This is a genomic window from Streptococcus lishijunsis, assembly GCF_047290665.1.
Lineage (GTDB): Bacteria > Bacillota > Bacilli > Lactobacillales > Streptococcaceae > Streptococcus.
In genome coordinates this window covers 21,466-42,002 of record NZ_JBLBUC010000014.1, presented here as the reverse complement: position 1 = coordinate 42,002, position 20,537 = coordinate 21,466, and the positions used below count along the sequence as shown (strand labels likewise).

Annotated in this window: 18 protein-coding genes and 2 tRNA genes; 1 reads left to right on the top strand and 19 read right to left on the bottom strand. The window is 40.2% G+C overall.

Features of this window, described 5'->3' with window-relative positions; all coding sequences use genetic code 11:
* Positions 1–72: 72 nt before the first annotated feature.
* From ACLN19_RS06645 to ACLN19_RS06580, 14 genes are all read right to left on the bottom strand, one after another.
* Complete coding sequence (locus tag ACLN19_RS06645; RefSeq protein WP_413384583.1) at positions 73–1,914, bottom strand: bifunctional homocysteine S-methyltransferase/methylenetetrahydrofolate reductase; 1,842 nt, start codon at positions 1,912–1,914, stop codon at positions 73–75.
* A 66-nt stretch (positions 1,915–1,980) separates the two neighbouring features.
* Positions 1,981–4,221: a 5-methyltetrahydropteroyltriglutamate--homocysteine S-methyltransferase gene (metE, locus tag ACLN19_RS06640; protein WP_413384581.1), complete on the bottom strand. Its 2,241-nt coding sequence runs from the start codon at positions 4,219–4,221 to the stop codon at positions 1,981–1,983.
* A gap of 218 nt (positions 4,222–4,439) precedes the next feature.
* The gene (locus ACLN19_RS06635) at positions 4,440–6,416 is read right to left on the bottom strand and encodes a PTS fructose transporter subunit IIABC (protein ID WP_413384579.1); all 1,977 of its coding nucleotides are present in this window, start codon (positions 6,414–6,416) and stop codon (positions 4,440–4,442) included.
* Complete coding sequence (pfkB, locus tag ACLN19_RS06630; RefSeq protein ID WP_413384577.1) at positions 6,413–7,324, bottom strand: 1-phosphofructokinase; 912 nt, start codon at positions 7,322–7,324, stop codon at positions 6,413–6,415. Before pfkB ends, ACLN19_RS06635 begins: the two co-directional genes overlap by 4 nt.
* The gene (locus ACLN19_RS06625; RefSeq protein ID WP_413384589.1) at positions 7,321–8,064 is read right to left on the bottom strand and encodes a DeoR/GlpR family DNA-binding transcription regulator; all 744 of its coding nucleotides are present in this window, start codon (positions 8,062–8,064) and stop codon (positions 7,321–7,323) included. The genes pfkB and ACLN19_RS06625 overlap by 4 nt, the downstream gene beginning before the upstream one ends.
* A gap of 125 nt (positions 8,065–8,189) precedes the next feature.
* Positions 8,190–9,191 (bottom strand): NAD(P)/FAD-dependent oxidoreductase, encoded by a 1,002-nt coding sequence (locus ACLN19_RS06620; protein WP_413384575.1) that lies wholly within the window; start codon positions 9,189–9,191, stop codon positions 8,190–8,192.
* A gap of 125 nt (positions 9,192–9,316) precedes the next feature.
* The gene (gene trmD / locus ACLN19_RS06615; RefSeq protein WP_413384573.1) at positions 9,317–10,057 is read right to left on the bottom strand and encodes a tRNA (guanosine(37)-N1)-methyltransferase TrmD; all 741 of its coding nucleotides are present in this window, start codon (positions 10,055–10,057) and stop codon (positions 9,317–9,319) included.
* The gene (gene rimM, locus ACLN19_RS06610; RefSeq protein WP_413384571.1) at positions 10,047–10,565 is read right to left on the bottom strand and encodes a ribosome maturation factor RimM; all 519 of its coding nucleotides are present in this window, start codon (positions 10,563–10,565) and stop codon (positions 10,047–10,049) included. The genes trmD and rimM overlap by 11 nt, the downstream gene beginning before the upstream one ends.
* Positions 10,566–11,427: 862 nt before the next feature.
* A complete protein-coding gene (locus tag ACLN19_RS06605) occupies positions 11,428–11,700 on the bottom strand; it encodes a hypothetical protein (protein WP_413384569.1) in 273 nt (90 codons plus the stop codon).
* A gap of 3 nt (positions 11,701–11,703) precedes the next feature.
* Positions 11,704–11,841, bottom strand: a complete 138-nt coding sequence (locus ACLN19_RS06600) for a hypothetical protein (RefSeq protein WP_413384568.1) — start codon at positions 11,839–11,841, stop codon at positions 11,704–11,706.
* 286 nt (positions 11,842–12,127) lie between these two features.
* Positions 12,128–12,394 carry a bacteriocin immunity family protein gene (locus ACLN19_RS06595; protein ID WP_413384566.1) on the bottom strand — a complete coding sequence of 89 codons (267 nt, stop codon included), beginning with the start codon at positions 12,392–12,394 and terminating at the stop codon, positions 12,128–12,130.
* A 100-nt stretch (positions 12,395–12,494) separates the two neighbouring features.
* Positions 12,495–12,779 carry a bacteriocin immunity protein gene (locus tag ACLN19_RS06590; RefSeq protein WP_413384564.1) on the bottom strand — a complete coding sequence of 95 codons (285 nt, stop codon included), beginning with the start codon at positions 12,777–12,779 and terminating at the stop codon, positions 12,495–12,497.
* A gap of 367 nt (positions 12,780–13,146) precedes the next feature.
* Positions 13,147–15,831, bottom strand: coding sequence for an FtsX-like permease family protein (locus tag ACLN19_RS06585; protein ID WP_413384562.1), 2,685 nt, complete (start codon positions 15,829–15,831; stop codon positions 13,147–13,149).
* A 9-nt stretch (positions 15,832–15,840) separates the two neighbouring features.
* Positions 15,841–16,542, bottom strand: a complete 702-nt coding sequence (locus ACLN19_RS06580; protein ID WP_413384560.1) for an ABC transporter ATP-binding protein — start codon at positions 16,540–16,542, stop codon at positions 15,841–15,843.
* 146 nt (positions 16,543–16,688) lie between these two features.
* Here ACLN19_RS06580 and ACLN19_RS06575 point away from each other — a divergent pair, with 146 nt between their 5' ends.
* Positions 16,689–17,240, top strand: a complete 552-nt coding sequence (locus tag ACLN19_RS06575; RefSeq protein ID WP_413384558.1) for a TetR/AcrR family transcriptional regulator — start codon at positions 16,689–16,691, stop codon at positions 17,238–17,240.
* A 51-nt stretch (positions 17,241–17,291) separates the two neighbouring features.
* On the opposite strand, the gene ACLN19_RS06570 is transcribed toward ACLN19_RS06575, so the two are convergent.
* The 5 genes from ACLN19_RS06570 to gtfA form a co-directional block, all read right to left on the bottom strand.
* Positions 17,292–17,363: transfer RNA gene (locus ACLN19_RS06570), tRNA-Glu, on the bottom strand.
* Positions 17,364–17,384: 21 nt separating this feature from the next.
* A tRNA-Gln gene (locus tag ACLN19_RS06565) sits at positions 17,385–17,456 on the bottom strand.
* A gap of 82 nt (positions 17,457–17,538) precedes the next feature.
* Complete coding sequence (locus ACLN19_RS06560; protein WP_413384556.1) at positions 17,539–17,703, bottom strand: hypothetical protein; 165 nt, start codon at positions 17,701–17,703, stop codon at positions 17,539–17,541.
* A gap of 8 nt (positions 17,704–17,711) precedes the next feature.
* The gene (gene gtfB, locus ACLN19_RS06555) at positions 17,712–19,025 is read right to left on the bottom strand and encodes an accessory Sec system glycosylation chaperone GtfB (protein ID WP_413384554.1); all 1,314 of its coding nucleotides are present in this window, start codon (positions 19,023–19,025) and stop codon (positions 17,712–17,714) included.
* Positions 19,018–20,532 carry an accessory Sec system glycosyltransferase GtfA gene (gene gtfA, locus ACLN19_RS06550; RefSeq protein ID WP_413384552.1) on the bottom strand — a complete coding sequence of 505 codons (1,515 nt, stop codon included), beginning with the start codon at positions 20,530–20,532 and terminating at the stop codon, positions 19,018–19,020. Before gtfA ends, gtfB begins: the two co-directional genes overlap by 8 nt.
* Positions 20,533–20,537: the final 5 nt, after the last annotated feature.

Here is a 20,537-nt window from a genome sequence, read left to right as displayed (position 1 = left end):
ACAAAGTTCACCAGCTCTAACAATCACAAATAACCCATAAAACGACTGACGCATGCGTCAGTCGTTTTTTCTTTAAGCTGTTTTTTCTTGAATATAATCAATCAACTCAAGCGTTAAATCATAGCGCATAAACGGCGTCACCAGATAAATGCCCTTAAAATGCTCCAAAGCCTTATCAATAAGTGCCTTACTCTCTGACAACGCCAACTCTTGACAAGCTTTTTTATCCTCTTTGACAGCGGCTAATCTGTCTAAAAAATCATTCGACAAGGAAATACCTGGAACTTCATTGTGTAAAAAGACAGCATTGTTATAACTTGTAATCGGCATGATACCGATAAAAAATGGTGTCGGACAGTCTTTAGTTAAGGCTGCTAAATCATCAATAACACTGGTTTCAAAAATAGGTTGTGTGATGAAATAATCTGCTCCAGCTTCCCTTTTTTTAGCAATCAAGCGTCCTGTTCTCGCAAGATTGGGAACATTAGGGTTAAAAGCAGCTGCCACTGTAAAATGGGTGGCTTTCTTAAGGCTAGCTCCACTATAGCCTCTCCCTTGATTCAAATCTTTAATCAACTTCAATAACTTAAAGCTAGTTACGTCATAGACACTAGTCGCCCCAGGGAAATCACCCATCTTAGAAGGATCTCCTGTAATCGCTAGTAGATGATCAAAACCAAGGACATCCATACCCATGAGACGTGATTGTAAACCAATCATATTGTGGTCACGACAGGCCATGTGGAGTAAAAAAGGTGTCTGCGTTGTCTCTTTTAAAAGAGCTGCCAAGCTTAAATTGCAAATCCTAGTACGTGCTAAAGAATTATCCGCCAAAGTAATCGCTGCAATCCCTTTTTTATCTAGCGCTTGAATACCTTCTTTAAAGCTTTCAATATCAAGAGTCTTTGGAGGATCAAGCTCTGCAATAATAGTCACCTCTTTTGCCACTTTATCTACCAAGGTTTCCGTCTTTTGAGACGCCTTTATCAGGATCTCCTCATCTACAAGTGGGGTGACTGTTTTTTTGGTAACAGGCTGTAAATGAGATACGGCTCGCTTAATACGCTTAATATGCTCTGGCGTTGTCCCACAGCAGCCTCCTATTAAACGCACACCTTCTGCCACAAGGTATTGTGCACTCTCGCCAAAGTAGGCTGCATTTTGACTAAATTGATAACGCCCACTACTGCCATCTGCTTCATAAGATAGCAGACTCGCATTAGGGTAAGCGGCTAAATAAGACTGGGCAAATAAGGGAATCTGCTTGAGCGATTGGATCATATGATAAGGACCAAGATGACAATTTAAGCCGACAACATCAGCTCCCAACATCACCAGCTGGCTAAAAGCCTCTAGCAAGGGGCGCCCATTTTCAGTGATACCTGCTTCGTGCAAGGTAACATTTGTGATGATAGGCAAGTCAGTCATTGGACGAAGCACCTCTAGGACTGTGGTCAACTCCTCCATGTCATAATAGGTCTCTAAAAGTAAGCCATCTAGCTGCTCTGTCTCAAGCAAATAACGAGCTTGCTCTACTGTTTCTTTGATAATCTCATCAAGCGGTAAATCACACTGTTTTAAACCTCTTGAGGCACCTATCGTCCCCAATACATAGATATCCTCACCTGCAGCTTGTCTTGCTAGATAAGCTGCAGCTTGGTTAATCTCTTTCACCTTGTCATCATAGTCATAAGACTTTAGACGATGACGCTGAGCACCATACGTATTTGTCTGAATAATATCAGCTCCTGCCTTGATATAGCTATCATGAATGGCTCTTATCTCTTCAGGGTGACTGAGATTATAGTATTCGTGGCAAGTATCTAATCCATTAGCATAAAGTAGCGTCCCCATCGCTCCGTCAGCCACCAAAATAGACGAGGATAATGCTTCTAATAAGGGAGGTCTTGACATAATCTATCTCCTTTTGTGTGGAAAAATGCTTGCACGTCACAAGCATTTTCTTCCATATGATTTCATTTACTGATAACCGAGTCTTTGGCGGACCGCCTTGGTTGCTTCCACTAGAGTTTCAAGCGCTGCTTTGGTCTCAGGCTCACGGCGGGTTTTAAGACCACAGTCAGGATTGACCCAAAATTGTTTAGGCGATAACTGTTGTAAAGAACGCTCGATATTAGCGACAATCTCCTCTTTTGTAGGGACCCGTGGGGAATGGATATCATAAACACCAAGACCAATACCTAGCGGATAGACCGTCGTCTCAAAGGACTCAATAATATCACCATGACTACGACTTGTCTCAATAGAGATAACATCGGCATCCAAGTCACGAATCGCCTCAATGATTTCATCAAACTTAGAATAACACATATGGGTATGAATTTGTGTCTCATCTTTGACCGAAGACGTCGCAATATGGAAAGCCTCCACCGCATCTTCTAGGTAAGCTTTTTGTTTAGCTTTACGAAGTGGAAGTCCCTCACGAAGCGCTGCCTCATCCACCTGAATAATGGCAATACCCGCATCTTCTAACAACTTGATTTCATCCTTGATAGCTAGACCAATTTGATTGAATAGCTCGCTACGCGCAATATCCGTACGCTCAAACGACCAATTGGTAATTGTGATAGGACCTGTAAGCATCCCTTTGACAGGTCGATCTGTCAAACTTTGAGTATAGACTGTCTCCTCAACTGTCAATGGTGCTATATGCTTGACATCACCGTAGATAATCGGAGGTTTTACCGCGCGAGAGCCATAAGATTGCACCCAACCAAATTGTGTTGTCGTAAAGCCTGCTAGTTGTTGCCCAAAGAACTCAACCATATCAACACGCTCAAATTCACCATGTACCAAGACATCAATATCTAGGTCTTCTTGAATCCTTACCCAGCGAGCAATTTCCGCACGGATAAACTCACGGTATTCTTTATCAGTAATATCCCCTCGTTTCCAAGCCAAACGTGTCCGACGCACTTCTGGTGATTGTGGGAAAGAACCGATGGTTGTCGTCGGCAGCAACGGTAATTGTAGGCGTTCTGCTTGCAGTTTTTGACGAGTCGCATAGTCTGATTGACGCTCCCTTTTAACCGTAGCTAAATCTTCTAAATCAACATGACGAAAATCTGCTGCTTGCAAAGCCTCAAAATGCGCAATATGCTCAGTATATTGAGGGGTATGAATACCTTCTAAGTGTTCCGCTAGCAGTTTGATTTCCTTCAATTTTTCATCAGCAAATGCAAGACCATTTTTCAACACTGATTCCAACTTATCCTCGTATTTAGTTGTTACAGGTACATGTAAGAGTGAGCAAGATGGTTGAAGAACAAGCTTTTTAGTGTGAGTCGCTAAACTAGCTACAAGTTCAGATACTGCTGTAAAATCAGCTGACCAGACATTACGTCCATCAATAACCCCTGCAAAGAGCTCCTTGTCGCTAAACAAACCTTCTTCTACCGCTGCTAGATTTTCATCTAAACCATGCACAAAATCCAATCCAAAAGCGGCTACTGGCAATTCCGCTAAGGCTCTAGCATCAATCAAGGCTTCAAAATAAGTCTGGAAAATCAATTTAGCTTTTGGGACTTGCTTGGCAAAATACGCATAAACTGCCTTAGCTGCCTCAAGATAAGCCGCCCCTTCATCAGTCACAAAGATTGGCTCATCTACTTGAATATAAGTCGCCCCTGCTTCTAATAATTCTGTAAAAATCTGCTTATAAAGTGGTAGAAGGCTTTTAACGGCTGCTGTAAAGTCCGTCACGCCTGAGGAGAGAGCAACATAAGTGATAGGACCTGTAATGACTGGTTTTGCCTTATCACCTACAACCTCTCTAGCTTCAAGATACAAATCCAACAAGCGGTGATTGGTCAATTGAGGACGTTGCTTGCTCCACTCGGGAACAATATAGTGATAGTTTGTGTTAAACCATTTTTTCATGCTAGAGGCAACACTGTCCTTTGTCCCACGAGCCAAAGCAAAATAACGGTCTAAATCATCTTCTTCCTTGTCAAAGCGCTTTGGAATAATCCCAAACTGTACAGATAAGTCTAAAATATGATCATACAGTGAAAAATCACCCACAGGAATCAAATCCAAACCAGCCTCTGCTTGTTTTTTCAAAAACGCTAATCGAAGAGCACGTGCTCCGTCCTCTAGCTCCTCTTGGCTAATCTTTCCTGCCCAATACTGTTCAATCAATTGTTTCCATTCACGATTTTCTCCCAAACGTGGATACCCTAAACTTGAAACTGCTACCATAACTACCTCCCATATCTGACATTGCTTAAAACTATAACATTACTTTTTTGTTATGGTTTATATTTTACACATAGAACGTGATGAAATCAATAGGTTTACGCATTGTATCTTTTTATGCTTTGGTATAGTTTCAAGCTATAGATAAAGAACTAGGTATAGTTTTAAACTATATTAACACTCAAAAAAAGAAACTGAGCCAAGCTCAGTTTCTGTTCTTATTAGTAATCTTTAGCTGGTTTACGAAGGGCACCAAATAGGATACCTGAAACCACTGCTCCAATCAAGACAAAGAGAAGATATAAGAGAGCATTACTTGTCAAAGCGATAACAAAGATACCACCGTGTGGTGCCATCAATTTGATACCAGCCCAGCCAACTAAAGCACCTGTCAAGGCAGAACCTGCTACAAAACTTGGAATAGCACGTGCTGGGTCAGCTGCTGCAAATGGAATCGCACCTTCTGTAATAAAGGATAGTCCCATGATAATATTGGTCAAGCCTGAATTGCGTTCTTCTTCAGTGAATTTATCTTTAAATAAAAGTGTTGCTACAAAGATAGCAAGTGGAGGTACCATACCACCAGCCATGACTGCTGCCATGACCACAGAACCACCGTCTGTCACACTAGCAGCCAGTGTTCCTGTACCAAAGACATAAGCTGCCTTGTTAAATGGACCACCCATATCAATAGCCATCATACCACCAAGAATAAGTCCCATTAAAATAGCTGAGCTACCAGAGAGACTCTCAAGGAAATTGTTAAGACCTGTATTGATAGCTGCCATTGGGATATTGACAAACAGCATCAAGAAGCCTGTCACAAGGACACCAAGAAGTGGGTAAAGTAGGATAGATTTGATTCCTTCAAGAGAGCGAGGAAGACCTGCTAAGACTTTCTTAAGTGCTAAAATCACACCACCAGCAAGAAAACCACCTACTAAAGCGCCAAGGAAACCTGATGGAACACCTGCTAAGGCAAGTGTTTCTTCACCACCTAAAGCGTAAGGTACCTTGCCCCAAGCTAAACCGTTAGAGGCGATAGCACCTGCTACAAAACCAGCTACAAGACCTGGCTTTTCAGCAATAGAATAAGCAATGTAGCCTGCTAGTACTGGCAACATAAAGTTAAAGGCTAAACCACCAATGCTCTTGAAAAGAGCTGAAATTTCATGGTAACTACCTAGATTAGCAAGTTGGTCACGTGGCACACCTAACAGATTATCCAGCAAGAATGCTAGGGCAATCATAATCCCACCACCAATGACAAATGGTAACATTTGAGAGACACCACTCATCAAGTGCTTATAAAAGGCACCGCCAAGACTTAGCTTCTCAGCAGAGTCTGTGCTGGCTTGACTAGCGTTTGCAGCATGATAGACACTGGCCTTGCCATCTAAGACAGTCGTAATCAATTCTTCTGATTTTTTGATACCGTCAGCTACTGGGCGTGAAATCAATGGTTTACCATCAAAACGTGGCATATCGACAGCCTTATCAGCTGCAATAATAACCCCTTTAGCACGTTTGATATCATCTGCTGTCAATTTATTGCCAACACCAGAAGCACCATTAGTTTCGACTTTGATAGCTACACCCATCTCTTCAGCTTGTTTTTTCAACGCTTCTTCAGCCATGTAGGTGTGGGCAATTCCTGTTGTACAAGCGGTAACAGCTACGATAAAGTCTTGACCTTGTGCTGGTTTGCTGTTAGCTTCTTCTTTTTCAGCAGCTGCCTTGGTATCATCTTCAGCTTGGTCAAATGTCGCAATCACTTGATCTGGAGTTGTAGCTGTTTTCAACTTATCAGCAAAACCTGGTTTCAATAGGTATTTGGATAATTCTGCCAAAGCAGCTAAGTGTGTGTCATTAGCACCATCTGGTGCCGCAATCATAAAGAAGAGATAGACAGGTTGCCCATCAAGAGCCTCATAATCAACGCCTTGACTAGATTTGGCAAATAAGACAGTCGGTTTTGTCACCGCCTTATTTTTGCTGTGGGGCATCGCAATGCCGTCACCTAGACCTGTTGATGTCTGCGCCTCACGATTCATGATACCTGTTTTAAAGGTATCAAAATCATTAACGATACCTTTATCGACAAGCTTTGTAATCATCTCATCAATAACAGCTTCTTTGGTTCTGGCACTCAAGTCCATAATCATGACTTCTTTACGAAGTAAGTCTTGAATTTTCATAGTTTTTCAACCTCCACTTTTTCATAAATAGTTTCAATAAACGCTCTAGTAGCTAAATCATCTGAGAAAGTAGTCGCAGTTCCGCAAGCCACTCCCCATTTAAATGCCTCAAGGATGTCTCCTGTTGTAACATATTTACCAGTAAAGCCAGCCACCATCGAATCACCAGCCCCAACAGAATTTTTCACTTGCCCTTTGACAGGCTTAGCAAAATAAGCACCCTCTTTAGTCACTAGAAGTGCACCATCACCAGCCATGGAAATAATCACATGCTGTGCTCCTTTATTGAGCAACTCTCTGGCATAGCGCTCAATATCAGCTATGCTAGAGAGCGTAACACCAAAAATAGCTGATAACTCATGATTATTAGGCTTAACTAACAAAGGCTGATAATCAAGCGCATCAAGTAGTGTCTGCCCTTCAAAATCACAAACGACTTGTGCTCCTGTCTCTTTAACAAGCGAAATCAAACTCTTATAGACTTGATTGCCTAGACTTGCTGGCGCAGACCCTGCAAACACAACCACATCCTGACTAGAGAGTCTTTTCAGCACGTCTTTTAACGCATCGAGTTGCTCCTCACTAATCACAGGACCTGCACCGTTGATTTCAGTCTCTGTATCAGCTTTAATTTTTACATTGATGCGTGTGTCTTGGTCCACTTCCACAAACTCTGTTGTAATACCTTCAGACACCAAGCCGTCTCTTACAAAACGGCCTGTAAAACCACCGATAAAGCCTGTGGCGCTATTATCAATGTCTAAACGCTTTAAGACACGACTAACATTTATCCCTTTACCACCAGCGTACTTGTCATCGCTGGTCATTCGATTGACACTCCCTAACTCTAGGGCGTCCAGACGAACGATAAAGTCAATTGAGGGATTTAGCGTTACCGTATAAATCATACTTCAATCACCTTCATTTTTTTCTTTATTGTTTGCAACAAGGAAAGGTCGCACTTACTTGTAATAAGGCTTGCTTTATCAATAGTATCTACCTTGATAAAGGCTTTTTGACCCAATTTAGATGCATCAGCCAAAATAAAAGTCTGCTGACTATTAGCCATAATGGTTCGCTTAATCGCAGCCTCATCCAAATCTGGTGTCGTTAAAAAGGCATCATCCACACCGTTCATACCGATAAAAGCTTTGTCCAGATTGAGACGACTTATCTGCTCTATTGCCATCTGACCGATACTAGCATCTGTGGCAATTTTGACCATACCTCCTATGATAATGGTTTTTACCCCCTTATCAACCAATCTTGCAGCATGGTGAATCGAGTTGGTCACCACTGTGATATCCTTAGGCATAATCTGATCAATCAGAAATTCCGTCGTCGTCCCTGAATCTATAAAGACAACATCATGCTCTTCTATCAACTGAGCAGCTCTTTTAGCAATCAAGGCTTTGTCGTGCGCATTTTTGACAGATTTTTGCTGATTGCTTAATTCCTCTCTCAAATAATGCCTACGCTCAGCACCACCGTGGACGCGCGTCAACAAACCTTGTGCTTCCAACTCATCTAAATCACGTCTAATAGTCGATTCAGAGGTCTCTGTTTGAGTTGTTAAAAAGTCTAAAGTGACATAATCATCACGCTCTAAAGACGCCATAATCAACTGCTTACGCTTTGATTTTAAGATAGACGACACCTCCCTTGCAAACGATTACACAAACTATTATACCCTAAATTTTACTATTGTCAAGCAAAATCTCCCAAAAACTTTCAAATACCTCAAAAAGAAAAGTAGTACGACACTACTTTATCTTAATCTTTAAATAAGGATGTCGAGTGAACCAAACGGTTGTCCCTCTCAGGATAAATATGGCTGATAGCTTGATTGACAGCTATAGGCGCCTCTCCAAATCCTGTCGCAATCAACTCTACCTTACCCTCGTAACTGGCCGCATCACCAATAGCATACACACCTTCTTGGCTAGTTTGCATCAAAGCATTGACATGTATGCTTGTCCGCTTGTGATCAAGATGCCATTGCTTGAGGTTTTTATTGGATGTCGAAAAACCAAAACTAACGATAAGCGCATCAACATCTAGCACAATAGTGTCGTCGGATTTGACTTTTTGCACCACTAATTGGCTGACAAACTCACCATCACCTCTCAACTCTAAAGGAATATATGGCGTTAATATCTCGACTTGCGACGCTTTTAACATCTCCACGCTATGCTCATGAGCCCTAAAGGCTTCTCTGCGATGGACTAAAGTGACTGACTTGGCAATACCATCAAGATGATTTGCCCAATCAATGGCAGAATCTCCGCCTCCACAGATAACCACACGCTTGTCTCTAAAAGGCTCTAGCTGATGCACATTGTAAAACAGGTTATTATCCGCATAAAGCTCCTCATCAACCAAGCCTAGCTTACGAGGTAAAAAAGCACCATTACCGCAAGCGATAATAATCGCCCTTGAGAGGTGAGTGCCTTTAGTCGTCGTAATGGTAAAACTGTCGTCATTTTTTCCAAATGTTAACACCTCTTCTTTTAGGCAAATCTCCGTACGGTCTTTAAAACGCTCTAACTGCTCAATCAAGCGCTCAACAAGCTCTTGAGCCGTAACAGCTGGAAAGCCTGGTACATCATACATCATTTTTTCAGGATAAAGAATAGCAGGTTGCCCACCTAATTCTGACAAGCTCTCAATAATCTTGACCTTCATTCCACGAAGACCTGCATAAAAAGCGGCAAAAAGCCCCACTGGACCTCCTCCGATAATGGTAATATCGTATAATACTTCTTGTTCTGACATAATATACACTCCTTATCCGTCATAGTCTAATAGCATCTCAGCTATAGCTATCAATTACTCATCTCATCGCTATCTTTGATGAGCTTTTTTCAAAAACAAAAGACACACGCTTTGTATGCCTTTTATTATAGCACATCTTCTTTTGAGATATGTTGTTCTTCCAAAATATTTTGAAAAATAGCCTCTTCTTCCTCAGTAAACGTGTAGTGTTTTAAAAGATCTGGACGACGCTCCAAGGTCTTTTTCAAGCTCTGCTTTAAACGCCATTTACGAATATTTTCATGGTGTCCACTCATCAACACTTCTGGAACCGTCATGCCTCTATACTCGTATGGTCTCGTGTACTGTGGGTATTCTAATAAACCTGATGAAAAACTATCATCTTGATGACTGACTTCCTTACCGATGACATCTGGCAATAGACGCACCGTAGCGTCAATAATAGTCATCGCAGCCAACTCTCCACCAGTCAATACAAAATCACCCAAGGAAATCTCATCAGTCACTAAAGTCTTGATACGCTCATCATAGCCCTCATAATGCCCACAAATAAAAACTAGCTCTTCTTCTTTAGCAAGCTCTTCTGCATAATGTTGATCAAACTGACGCCCTGCTGGATCCAATAAAATGACACGTGCCTTTTGAGCATTAAGACTATCAAAGGTATCAAAAATCGGCTGTGCACGTAGTAACATCCCTTGTCCACCGCCATAAGGCTCGTCATCAACATGCCTAGCTTTGAGCGCTTTCTCTCGAAAATTATGATAGTTAATATCCAAAATCCCCTTGTCAGTCGCTTTACCAACAATAGAATGCTCAAGAGGGGCAAACATCTCTGGAAAAAGCGTTAAAATATCAATCTTCATCGTCTAAGCCTTCCATAATAGCCACTTGAATTCGCCCATGATCCCTATCCACCTCTAAAACCACAGGAGGAATATAAGGAAGCAACAAATCACGCTTGCCTTCTCTAGCCACCACCCAGACATCATTTGCCCCAGGTTGTAAAATTTCCTTGACACGACCGATAAAGGTGTCGTCCTCATAGACCTCTAATCCAATGATTTCATGGTAATAAAATTCGCCATCATCAAGCTTTTGGAGATTTTCCTTGGCTATCTTGAGACGATGCCCCTTATATTTCTCAATCGCATTGATATGATACATATCTTTGAATTTAATAATATCAAAGTTTTTATGTTTGCGATGACTAGCAATCGTCACAGTAGTCACAAAGTGGTCTTTGTCATCAAAAAGTGCTAGCTCCTGCCCTTTTTTAAAGCGTTCTTGTGCAAAATCTGTCACACTAAGCACGCGCATCTCACCTTGTAAACCTTGGGTATTTACAATTGTTCCAACATTAAAGTATTGCATAGTCTCTCCCACTTATAAATTATCTGTTTTATTGTACCATTTTTCATCCTTTTTCTCAATGAGTAGTAGCAAACTCAAAAAGCCAATAGACGTCAACATAGACCAGACTAAACAAAAAAGCTGACCTCACATCAGCTTTTATTTGTGAAACGGTTTTGTAAACCGAGCGGCCAAAAGCGCTCCCAAAGCAATCCCTATGTCAGAAAATACATTAACTGTACCTTTAAATAAAAACGATAATACAACATCTATCAAAAAAGAAATAACAAAACCAATACAAAACAATCCTAGATACTTTATAAACGTCATGTCAACCTCATTCCTACCATTATGGGATATCTATCAAAATTGTACTAGCTTGCCATATTATTTTTTAGTTTTTCCGATTGGAAAAATGCCATACTAAAAGAAAACCTAAAGCAACAGCCATATCCGAAAGGATATTAATTCTCCATTGAAAAAATACCAAAATAAAACATCTATTAAGAAAATAGGTACAAAAATAGAACAAAACAGTCCTAGATATTTTAGAAACGTCATTATAGTTAATCCTAATATTATATTGCTAAGACTAATACTATCCGTCATTACTATTTATTATTTAGAAAAGAACCAATTATCATAATCAATGCGCCAAAATAAATGTACCCAACAAGTCATAATAAAATTGTGAATACTTTATTTGAAACCACACAAATCTAGATGATATAAAAATAATAGCCAATATTAAACTATAAAATACTTGTTTCATCACTAAAACCACATACAACGACCAAAACTCCAAATCAATGAAGCAGCAGCTGCAGGCGCAATACTCTCAGCTCCTGCTTTAAAAACCAACTTTGCAACTTCACTAGCAGCCTTACGTTATAAATAGACCAACAATTCCACCACCAATTAAAGCAGATATAGCTCCTACTCCTAAAGTATCTTGAATAGCTACAACTGCACATCTTCCCGGATTAGCTGAACGAAATAAGACTTGATTTTCAAAACCATTATTTTCTCTATCATTTTTTACAATTTCTTCAACATTAGCTAATTCACTTGTATAACCATATTTTTGATAAATAATATCAAAATCTATATCATGGACATTACCTAATTCATCATAAACAATAGCATTATCAAACATAAACTAAACCACTTCTGTCAACTCTTCTTCCTGTTCATTCATAACACTAACTGTAGCTACATTCCCAAGTTGTTCTGCAAAAATAAAAAAAGGCGTATTTGCAGATAACATTGTCATTAAAACCAAAAACTTATAAGGCATTTAAACTTTTTACTCATATCAACTCTCCTACACTAAAACCCTAAAACAAAGCACCAATACCTACAATTTTCCTGATTATTATTGTTTCCGTTTTATTTACCTTCCTAAATCAGTAAAATTCTCACCCTAAGTATAGCGCATAACTTATCGCAGTGCAAGACTTTTTTTGGAATCGCTTTCTCGTTTTGCTACAAAAAACTGCTAAACACCGTTTAACAGTCTCAAAAAGCACCCCCAAAGAGAGTGCTAGCTATTGTTTAAAGCGTAAAGAGAGTGCCAACATCCACTAAAACGATATCTTTCCTCTTTCTTTGAAAGGCTCTTTAACGATTTGTTTGGCCAAATTGATGACAGCTTTAGGAGCTTTATAATCATGCTCCATCAGATATAAAGACAACTTATGACTAAAGCTTGCTAAAGCACCATAGTGATCACTCAAGATAGCCTTCCTAGCGTCTAAAAAAATCGTTTCTAATGCTTTATCATCAACAAGCACTCCAGAATCCAGTATCTTATCCATCGTTTCTAGTATAGCTTCATTTTTGTCTTTCATTATCATTACGCCTCCTAAGCCAACTCCATACCTAATCTACCTAGTAAAATGATCTCGCTGGTCTGATTGTGAATACATTACTAGGCGATACCTGTTCATCTTACAATCTCACAAATGCCATAGAAAATACTTCACCGAGATAATATTTCCATCTTGTTCTTTCTAAATAAGTCTTAAAAACAGTCAACTCTTTAGAATCGTTCAACAACAATTCTTCTAAAACATAAGGGTACAAACGGTAAGCTAGATAACTAATCTTATCCCCTTTGTTGAAACCATGTATCGTCTTTAAGAGTTCTTCTCTAAAACTGGCACTCAAATGAAGACTTTGATTTCGATAGAGTGTCTCAACATTATTCAAAAAAATAGCTTTCTTATTTGTCACCACAAAAACTCCCTAAGTTATCTATGTCCCCAACTATGAGCATCATTATAGTCTCCAGCTATGGAAGACATCCATTAACAATGACATCACGCGTCAGTGCAAATAGCTGTCCCTACTCTATACGTTTTACTAACAGCTTCAACCTTGTAACTTATTAGAAATAAGCTACTTACTAAAGTCATTAAGGATAATTTAATGATAGTTTTCATTTAAAGACTAACCTCTTTCTTAACATTATAGAGCAACAACAATGAAATAGCAAGACTATTTTAATAAAATAGCCATTTATTAGCAACTTGTCTAAAAACCTCTGGTACTAAAAAAGACAAGCCAAGCTTGCCTTTTCCTATCTCATCTGCTGAAAAGCTTACTCTACTGACTTAAGCGCCTCTAGCATGTCCACTTTTTTCAGCCACTGATTGACCACAAGACCAAGCACCGCTAAAATAAGCACGATAAGTATGGCAGGTAGTAGGTAAACACTATAAGGGAGTGCAGGGTTAAACATAATATTATCTGGCGCAATCACGCTTAGCATATAACGGTGAAGCGCATTTCCCATCACAAAGCCTAACAAAATACCAAGCAGTGATAAATAGATAGACTCACGATAAATATACATGGTCACTTCTTGATTGTAAAAACCAAGCACCTTAATGGTAGATAACTCACGGATACGCTCTGCCACATTGATATTGGTTAGATTGTATAAAATAACGATAGCCAAAAGGATGGAGGTGATGATCAAGATATACATGACCCTGTTGAGCGAGGTGACGATAGTATTCACTTGCTCCTTTAAAATGGTATTTTGCACGACACCTTTGACAGCACTAAGTGCCATAAAACGACTGGCAACTTTATTCGTATTTTTTATAGAATCATCCTTTAACATAATCAAGTCAGCATTTGAGTGAGGGCTAGTCTTAAAGACTTTCTCATAATAAGCGTCACTCATAAAGATAAAGTGACTCATGTACATCTCACTAACACCTACCACTTTTAGCGCTACCTTCTGGTCATTACTTGATGTCACATCAATGGTGTCTCCCACACCAATATCTAATAAGGTCGCTAATTTTTCAGAAATAATTGCCCCATCATCTGTCAAAGACAGCTGTGCTTTCTTTTGGCGATTGACCAGCTTGATATAGTCGTGAAAGGCTTTTTCTTGACCAGCATTGACCGTTAAGAGAGTGATTTGTTGCTCATCTTTCTGATCACCTGCTAGTGCTGAGAGTGTCTCATAGTGGACTGACATATTCTTAGCGATAGCATCGCTTTTTAGTTCTTGATTGAGAGCTTTAGTAGCTACATCATCTACATGATCCTTTTTAGCCACAATCATATCATACTTAATCAGGTCGCTAAACTGACGGTTATTTAAATCCGCAATAGAAGAGCGTATGCCAAGACCTGAAAACAGCAAGGCTACTGAGCCACAGACCCCAAAAATCGTCATCAACATACGCTGCTTATAACGAAAGATATTTCTAGCGGTGACCTTTTGGGTAAAGCTCATACGTGACCATAAAGGGGTGATTTTTTCCATTAAAATGGTTGAGCCAGCCACAGGTGCTTTCGGTAGTAATAATTGGGCTGGTTGTTCAGCTAACTCTCTACGAACCACCAAGAGGGCTGGCAGTACCGTACTAAGTAACCCTAAAAATAAGGCTAGCACTGTCTCTAGCGGGTAAAAATGAAGCTCAATAGGAGCTAAGATAATTTTGTCACTATAAGTCTTATCAATAATACTTGGTAATAGCAAATGTCCCATAAGTGTCCCAATAACCGTACCTATAAGACCTGTGACAGCTCCATAAATCACAAATTTACGACTAATGGCTCTATTATCATAGCCAAGCGCCCTTAGCGTGCCTGCTTTCAACCTTTCTTCATCTACAAAGCGTACCATGGTCGTAAACGTCACTAGCGCGGCTATCACATAAAGCGCTACTGGGAAGATATTGCTAACCGCTTCGATAATAGAAGCGTTATTAGCATAAGACAAGTAACCTTCTGCCCCTGGCACTTCACGTCTCGTATAGACGGCATAATTAGGAAGCGCCAGTTGCTCTAAGCTTTCTTTAGCTTTATTAAGCTCTGCTTCCTTTGTCGCTAGCTGAGCTGTCGCTTGGTCAATCTTTGCTTGAGCGTCACTTGCAGCTTCTTGTGGATAGGCATCTCCTAGCTGCGCTTTTGCTTTGGCTAAGTCTTCCTTAGCTTTTTCAAGCTGATCTTTACCTTTACTAAGCTCTTGATAGCCTTCATCAAGTTGCTTTTTAAGCTCTGCTGTTAGCTCTGCGAGACGTTTTTCAGGCTGATTTTTAAGTCGTTTTTCAAGGTCTCTCTTTTTTTCATATACCTTATCGGTATAAGTCTGTTCATAAGGGCTTAGCGGTTTGAGCTCATCATAAGCCAGACGCGCAATCATATAAACATCAGAATTAAAGGTCTTATCTGAAACTAGTGCATAACCACTTAGCTCTCCACTTCCAGCCGAACTCTGCCCTAGATTGACTCTTGAGAGCAATTCTGACGAATTCACAAAACCTGTAATCACAAAATCATGGTTTGTTAGGACTGGCTTATTTCCATCAGCTTTTTCTACAACAGAAATCGTATCACCAATCTGATACTTTTTTTCATAAGCTGCTGATAAGGCTATTTCGTCTGTCTTTGTCGGCAGTTTCCCTGCTACAAGATCATAAGTTGATACTTCTTCAGGTGTTGAAAAAAGGCGAATGGCTTTACTAGACTGACTAAGCGTCACATCTTTAAAGTAACCATACTCAATAGTAGCTTGATCATCGACTTGGTTGAGGAGCTCTTGGTCAGATGCTGACAAGCCATAATCACTCATGACAAATAAGTCTGCGACCTGATGTTGTCTAAAAAAATGCTCTCCAGTCACCTTCATATCAGGACCAGTCACCTTAAGTCCAATCAAAGCAAAGGAGCCTAGTGCCATGAGCGACACGATAGAGATAACACGCCCCTTAGACTGCGTAAAGGAGTGCCAAATATCCTTCCAATAAGTTTTTCCTAGCATAAGCGCCTCCTAGTAAGACAAGTCCATAATAGACTTCGGTGAGTTATTTAGCTCGATAGCCTTCACTTGAGCATCATGCATGCGAATCACACGATCTGCTATGGGAGCAAGAGCGGCGTTGTGTGTTACAATGACCACCGTAGCGCCTTTTTGGCGCGCCATATCTTGTAAAATTTGGAGCACTTGCTTGCCTGTCTTATAATCAAGAGCTCCTGTCGGCTCATCACAAAGTAATAACTTAGGATTTTTAGCGACCGCACGAGCAATAGCTACACGTTGTTGCTCCCCTCCAGATAGTTGTGCTGGAAAATTATGAATACGATGACTAAGACCGACATCTCCCAAGACTTGAACAGGATCGAGTGCTTCTTTGACAATTTCTGACGCCAACTCGACATTTTCCTTAGCCGTCAGATTAGGCACTAAATTATAAAATTGAAAGACAAAGCCGACATCCTGACGACGATAAGTCGTTAGTTGGTGAGCATTGTAGCTAGCAATATCAACCCCATCAATGATCACTTGCCCTTGATCAGCTGTATCCATCCCACCAAGGATATTTAAGACAGTTGATTTACCAGCACCTGATGCTCCTAGGATAATGACTAACTCTCCCTTTTCAATCTCAAAGCTAACATCCTTATTAGCCACAATCTCAGTATCCCCAACGCGATAACTTTTACTGCTATGTTTCAGCTCAATATAAGCCATAACAACCCTCTCCTTAACCCTAGATAATCTATAATAGTATTATATCATATTAAATAAACACAATGTTGATTTAATATGCTTTTTAGTATATACTAAGATGGCGTCAAAGACAATGATCAAAATTTTAGAAAGTGTTGATTTAACAGATGAGTACTAAACAGCAAAGACAAACACATACCAAAACTTACATCAAAGAGGCCCTAACGCAACTCTTGCTAACAGAACACTTTGAAGATATTTCCGTCAGCAAAATCACTCAAACATCTGGCATTAACCGTGGAACGTTCTACCTCCATTATCTTGATAAATATGACCTTATGGAGCAACTCAAAGAAGAAACGATAGCTGATATGACAGCTATCATCACAGATACTAAACGCACGCCACACCAGATGATAAAAGCTATCCTTGACTATATTTATCAGGATTTTACCTTTTTCTATGCCATTTCTAACTGCCACTATACCAACTTTTCAGAGACCATTAAGCACTTCTTAGAGATGGTGATTGCACTCACTCCAAAAGGTCACCAATATGTCATCACACGCTATCAAGTCCCTGCTCCTTATGCTGTTGAAGCTCTCACTGCCAGCCTAGAGGGCGTTATCTCACTTTGGATTAACCAAGGTGGCAAAGAAAGCACGCAAGAGGTGACTGACATTATCCTCAATATCTCCCAATTTGAACATTGGGTATAAATCATGCACGAAAAAGCCAGCTACTTTTAGTAGCTGGCTTTTTCTTTTCTACAGTCCGTACGGGATTCGAACCCGTGTTACCGCCGTGAAAAGGCGGTGTCTTAACCCCTTGACCAACGGACCATAAATTAACCAAATCGGCTACTGGGGTAGCTGGATTCGAACCAACGCATGAGGGAGTCAAAGTCCCTTGCCTTACCGCTTGGCTATACCCCAAAAGACAAATACTATTTTACATGAAAATAGTCTGTCTGTCAATACTATTTTTGAAAAAAATAGCCATAAATGTCACACTGCATTAGAATAAGAATCTAAAGAGTGAAAATAAAACAGCAATCGTGATTAAGATAATAATCAACTTGTAGAAAATGGGCTTTTTCTTTTTTTCTGGTTTTGGTATATCTGCCCGTGCTTCATTGATGGTTTTGTTGATTTCTTTTTCTAGTAATTCATTTTTGACCATACTGACTCCTATCCCAACAAACGATGGTAATCTTCGATAGACTCATCTATGGTACCACTACGTTGCTTTTGAATAAGGGCTTTTCTATCAACACTAGCTTTAATAGTCTGTATCAAATCAGCCGTCCTGTCACGTCTAAAGACATGCTCACCCAATAAAAACTCAGGCTGATGAACCGTCGTATCATAAGCCAATATAAGTTGATTGTGCTCAAAAGCTTGTCTGATGCTATCTAAAATGGTATTGCCATGATTGATGTCTAGATAAATAGCACACTCCTCAAACAGTCTGTCTGCTGTTTTTTGAGAGATGTTAGGGTACAGGGTGACATTGTCATAAGCATCAAAGCTCGTCAAGCGCTCTGACATCTCAGTCAAAGCACCGATATGAAAACGATAGCCCCTAAGTCCACAAACAAGCTCCTCTAACCCTTCAATCTGGTCTGAATTGGTCATGATGAGGATATCATGACTCTTTTGAGGCAAACCTTTATCAGCATAGTGATACCCTAAGTAGCTAACACGACTATGAAGGGTCTCAGGTAGTAAGGTCAGTAAGCGCTGATAAGCCTCTTTTTTCTGGACAATAATACGCTTCACACGATCATTAGGGTGATTAAAAATGGACATCATATTACCTGGAATCTCTTGTCGGATATCTTCTTGCCAAAAGAGAATATCAGAACCTTTCTCACCGAGATAGCGTGAGAAAAAGAACGGAGTCGATAAGGAATTAAACCAAATCTCAGACGTATCCAGCCCACGATACTGACAATAAAAGGCTAAAAAAGCGACACGATTCTTAAAAAAATGAACCTTTCCTTGCCAGTTGAGGATAATATCGCCAGTCTTGAAATTCTCCACAATAATCTCTTGTCCTGCTTGGTTTGTATAAGTCCTAACAGTCGGCTCTTGATGGGCTGTAAAGTGTGTCCTTGCAAAGCGCCAGCCATATTGATTGTAGTGGTCACTAAAGCGTGTCTTACCGTTTGCTTCTAGCCAATCCACTGTCTTAATGAGACGAAGGTGCTTAGGTTCAGCGTAAAAAATTCTAGCTTTTTGCTGATTGTAATCAAACACTTCTGCTTGATTATTGTTTCCTGCGATTTGCCAAAAATCAGGTACGACTAACTCATTGAAATAAAGAGGACGCCCCTCTTGAGAGTCAGCAAACCCACAAAAATAAGCATACGGTGAGGTCAACTGCTTAGGTAAGAAGCCATCTTCATTGATGACGATGCACTCACCCTTATAGCCTGCCGCCTCCAAGGAAAATTCTAAATCCTGACTTTCCTTGGTAAAATAGTCATATAATCTAATCATGTAAAACCTCCTCAATAAAAGCTTGCCACTTTCTTTTAATCTCGTCATCTAAGAAGGCTTTGGCCTTGTTGTAACTATGATTGTGAAAGGCTTTTAAATCGGCTTCTTGATAGAGTTTGATAATCTTTTTAGCAAAAGCATCTGCCATATGGCTAGCATCATCAGGCTCTGTACGACTAATTAAGTAACCATTTTTTCCGTCATCAACAAAGGTCTGATTGCCATAGCGCACATCCAAACCAATAATAGGCAACCCAGAGCCTACGGCTTCCATCAAGGTCAAGCCAAATCCTTCACTCGTTGAGGCAGCAATGTAAACCTCATACTGCTCATAAACATGTGTCAAATCGTGATGCCCTCTTAAGCGAATATAATCAGCCGCACCATTCTTATCAATAATCTCTCTCAACAGCTTTTCTTGACCGCCAGATCCGTAAATGTCAAATGTCAGCTGTGGCAAGTCTTGATGCGCTAAAATCACAGCATTGACCAACCAATCAATATGCTTTTCAGCGGCTAAGCGTGAGGCCGTCACTAGAGAAAAAGGTTGACGTGAGCTAGCCTTATCCTGACCTCTTAGTGTTTGTAGGCTACCGACAGGAATAGCATAAATAGTTGGCTGTCTCTTCGTATAATGTGCAAACTGCTGACTTAATAGGTCTTTTTGAACCTCTGTGGAGGCAATAAAAGCATCGACTTTGTCACTATTTGTAAATTGGTATTCGTAATAGTTGTTCCACAAAATGGTATCATCTGTCACGCTATTGCTATTAAAATGCTCTGCGTGAATGACTACTGCAAGCTTTGCTTTGCCATGATGCTGAAAAACACTCTGTCCAATACCAGTCGCCCGATCTAAAAGAATGACATCCTGACTTGTCAACTCAAGACACTCCAACATATAAGCAACTAAAGCTTCCTTAGATGGTAAAATACGATCTTCAAAGATAAAGACACTGTCCTTACCATCACGATTTTCCACATAAGCTATCGAGCCATCTTCATTGAAAAACGTACGCTGATAGACTTCGGCACGATTGTCCTTAGGCGCATAATACTCACTAAAGAGACGTGTATAGGTAAAGTAATCCTTACGTATCAATAGCCCTTTAGACACATACTCCACGCGCTGCACAATATCACTATCATCGCCATTTGTATAAGCTGTCATCATGACGTCTTTCTCAGCAAAACGATAGACAACAGCCTTTCCATGACGCTCGACTTGGCTAGGCGGCATCTCAAACGTCGCCTCAAAATCAGCTAGACGATAGCTGGTTTTAGCTATGTTAACATCAGTGAAAAAAGAATAAAGCCATATAATCTCATCATCTCTAAAGCCTAGATTGGCAGTGAAATGCTCGATATTTTCAGTCACGATCATATCGGTAAAGATAAACTTTGCCTCAATTCCCAATTCCCTCAAGACATTAGCCCGATAAGCTTGAGCATATTCGACCCCACTACTTGCCCAACCAATGCCAAGATTGATATTATATACTGTCATTAGGT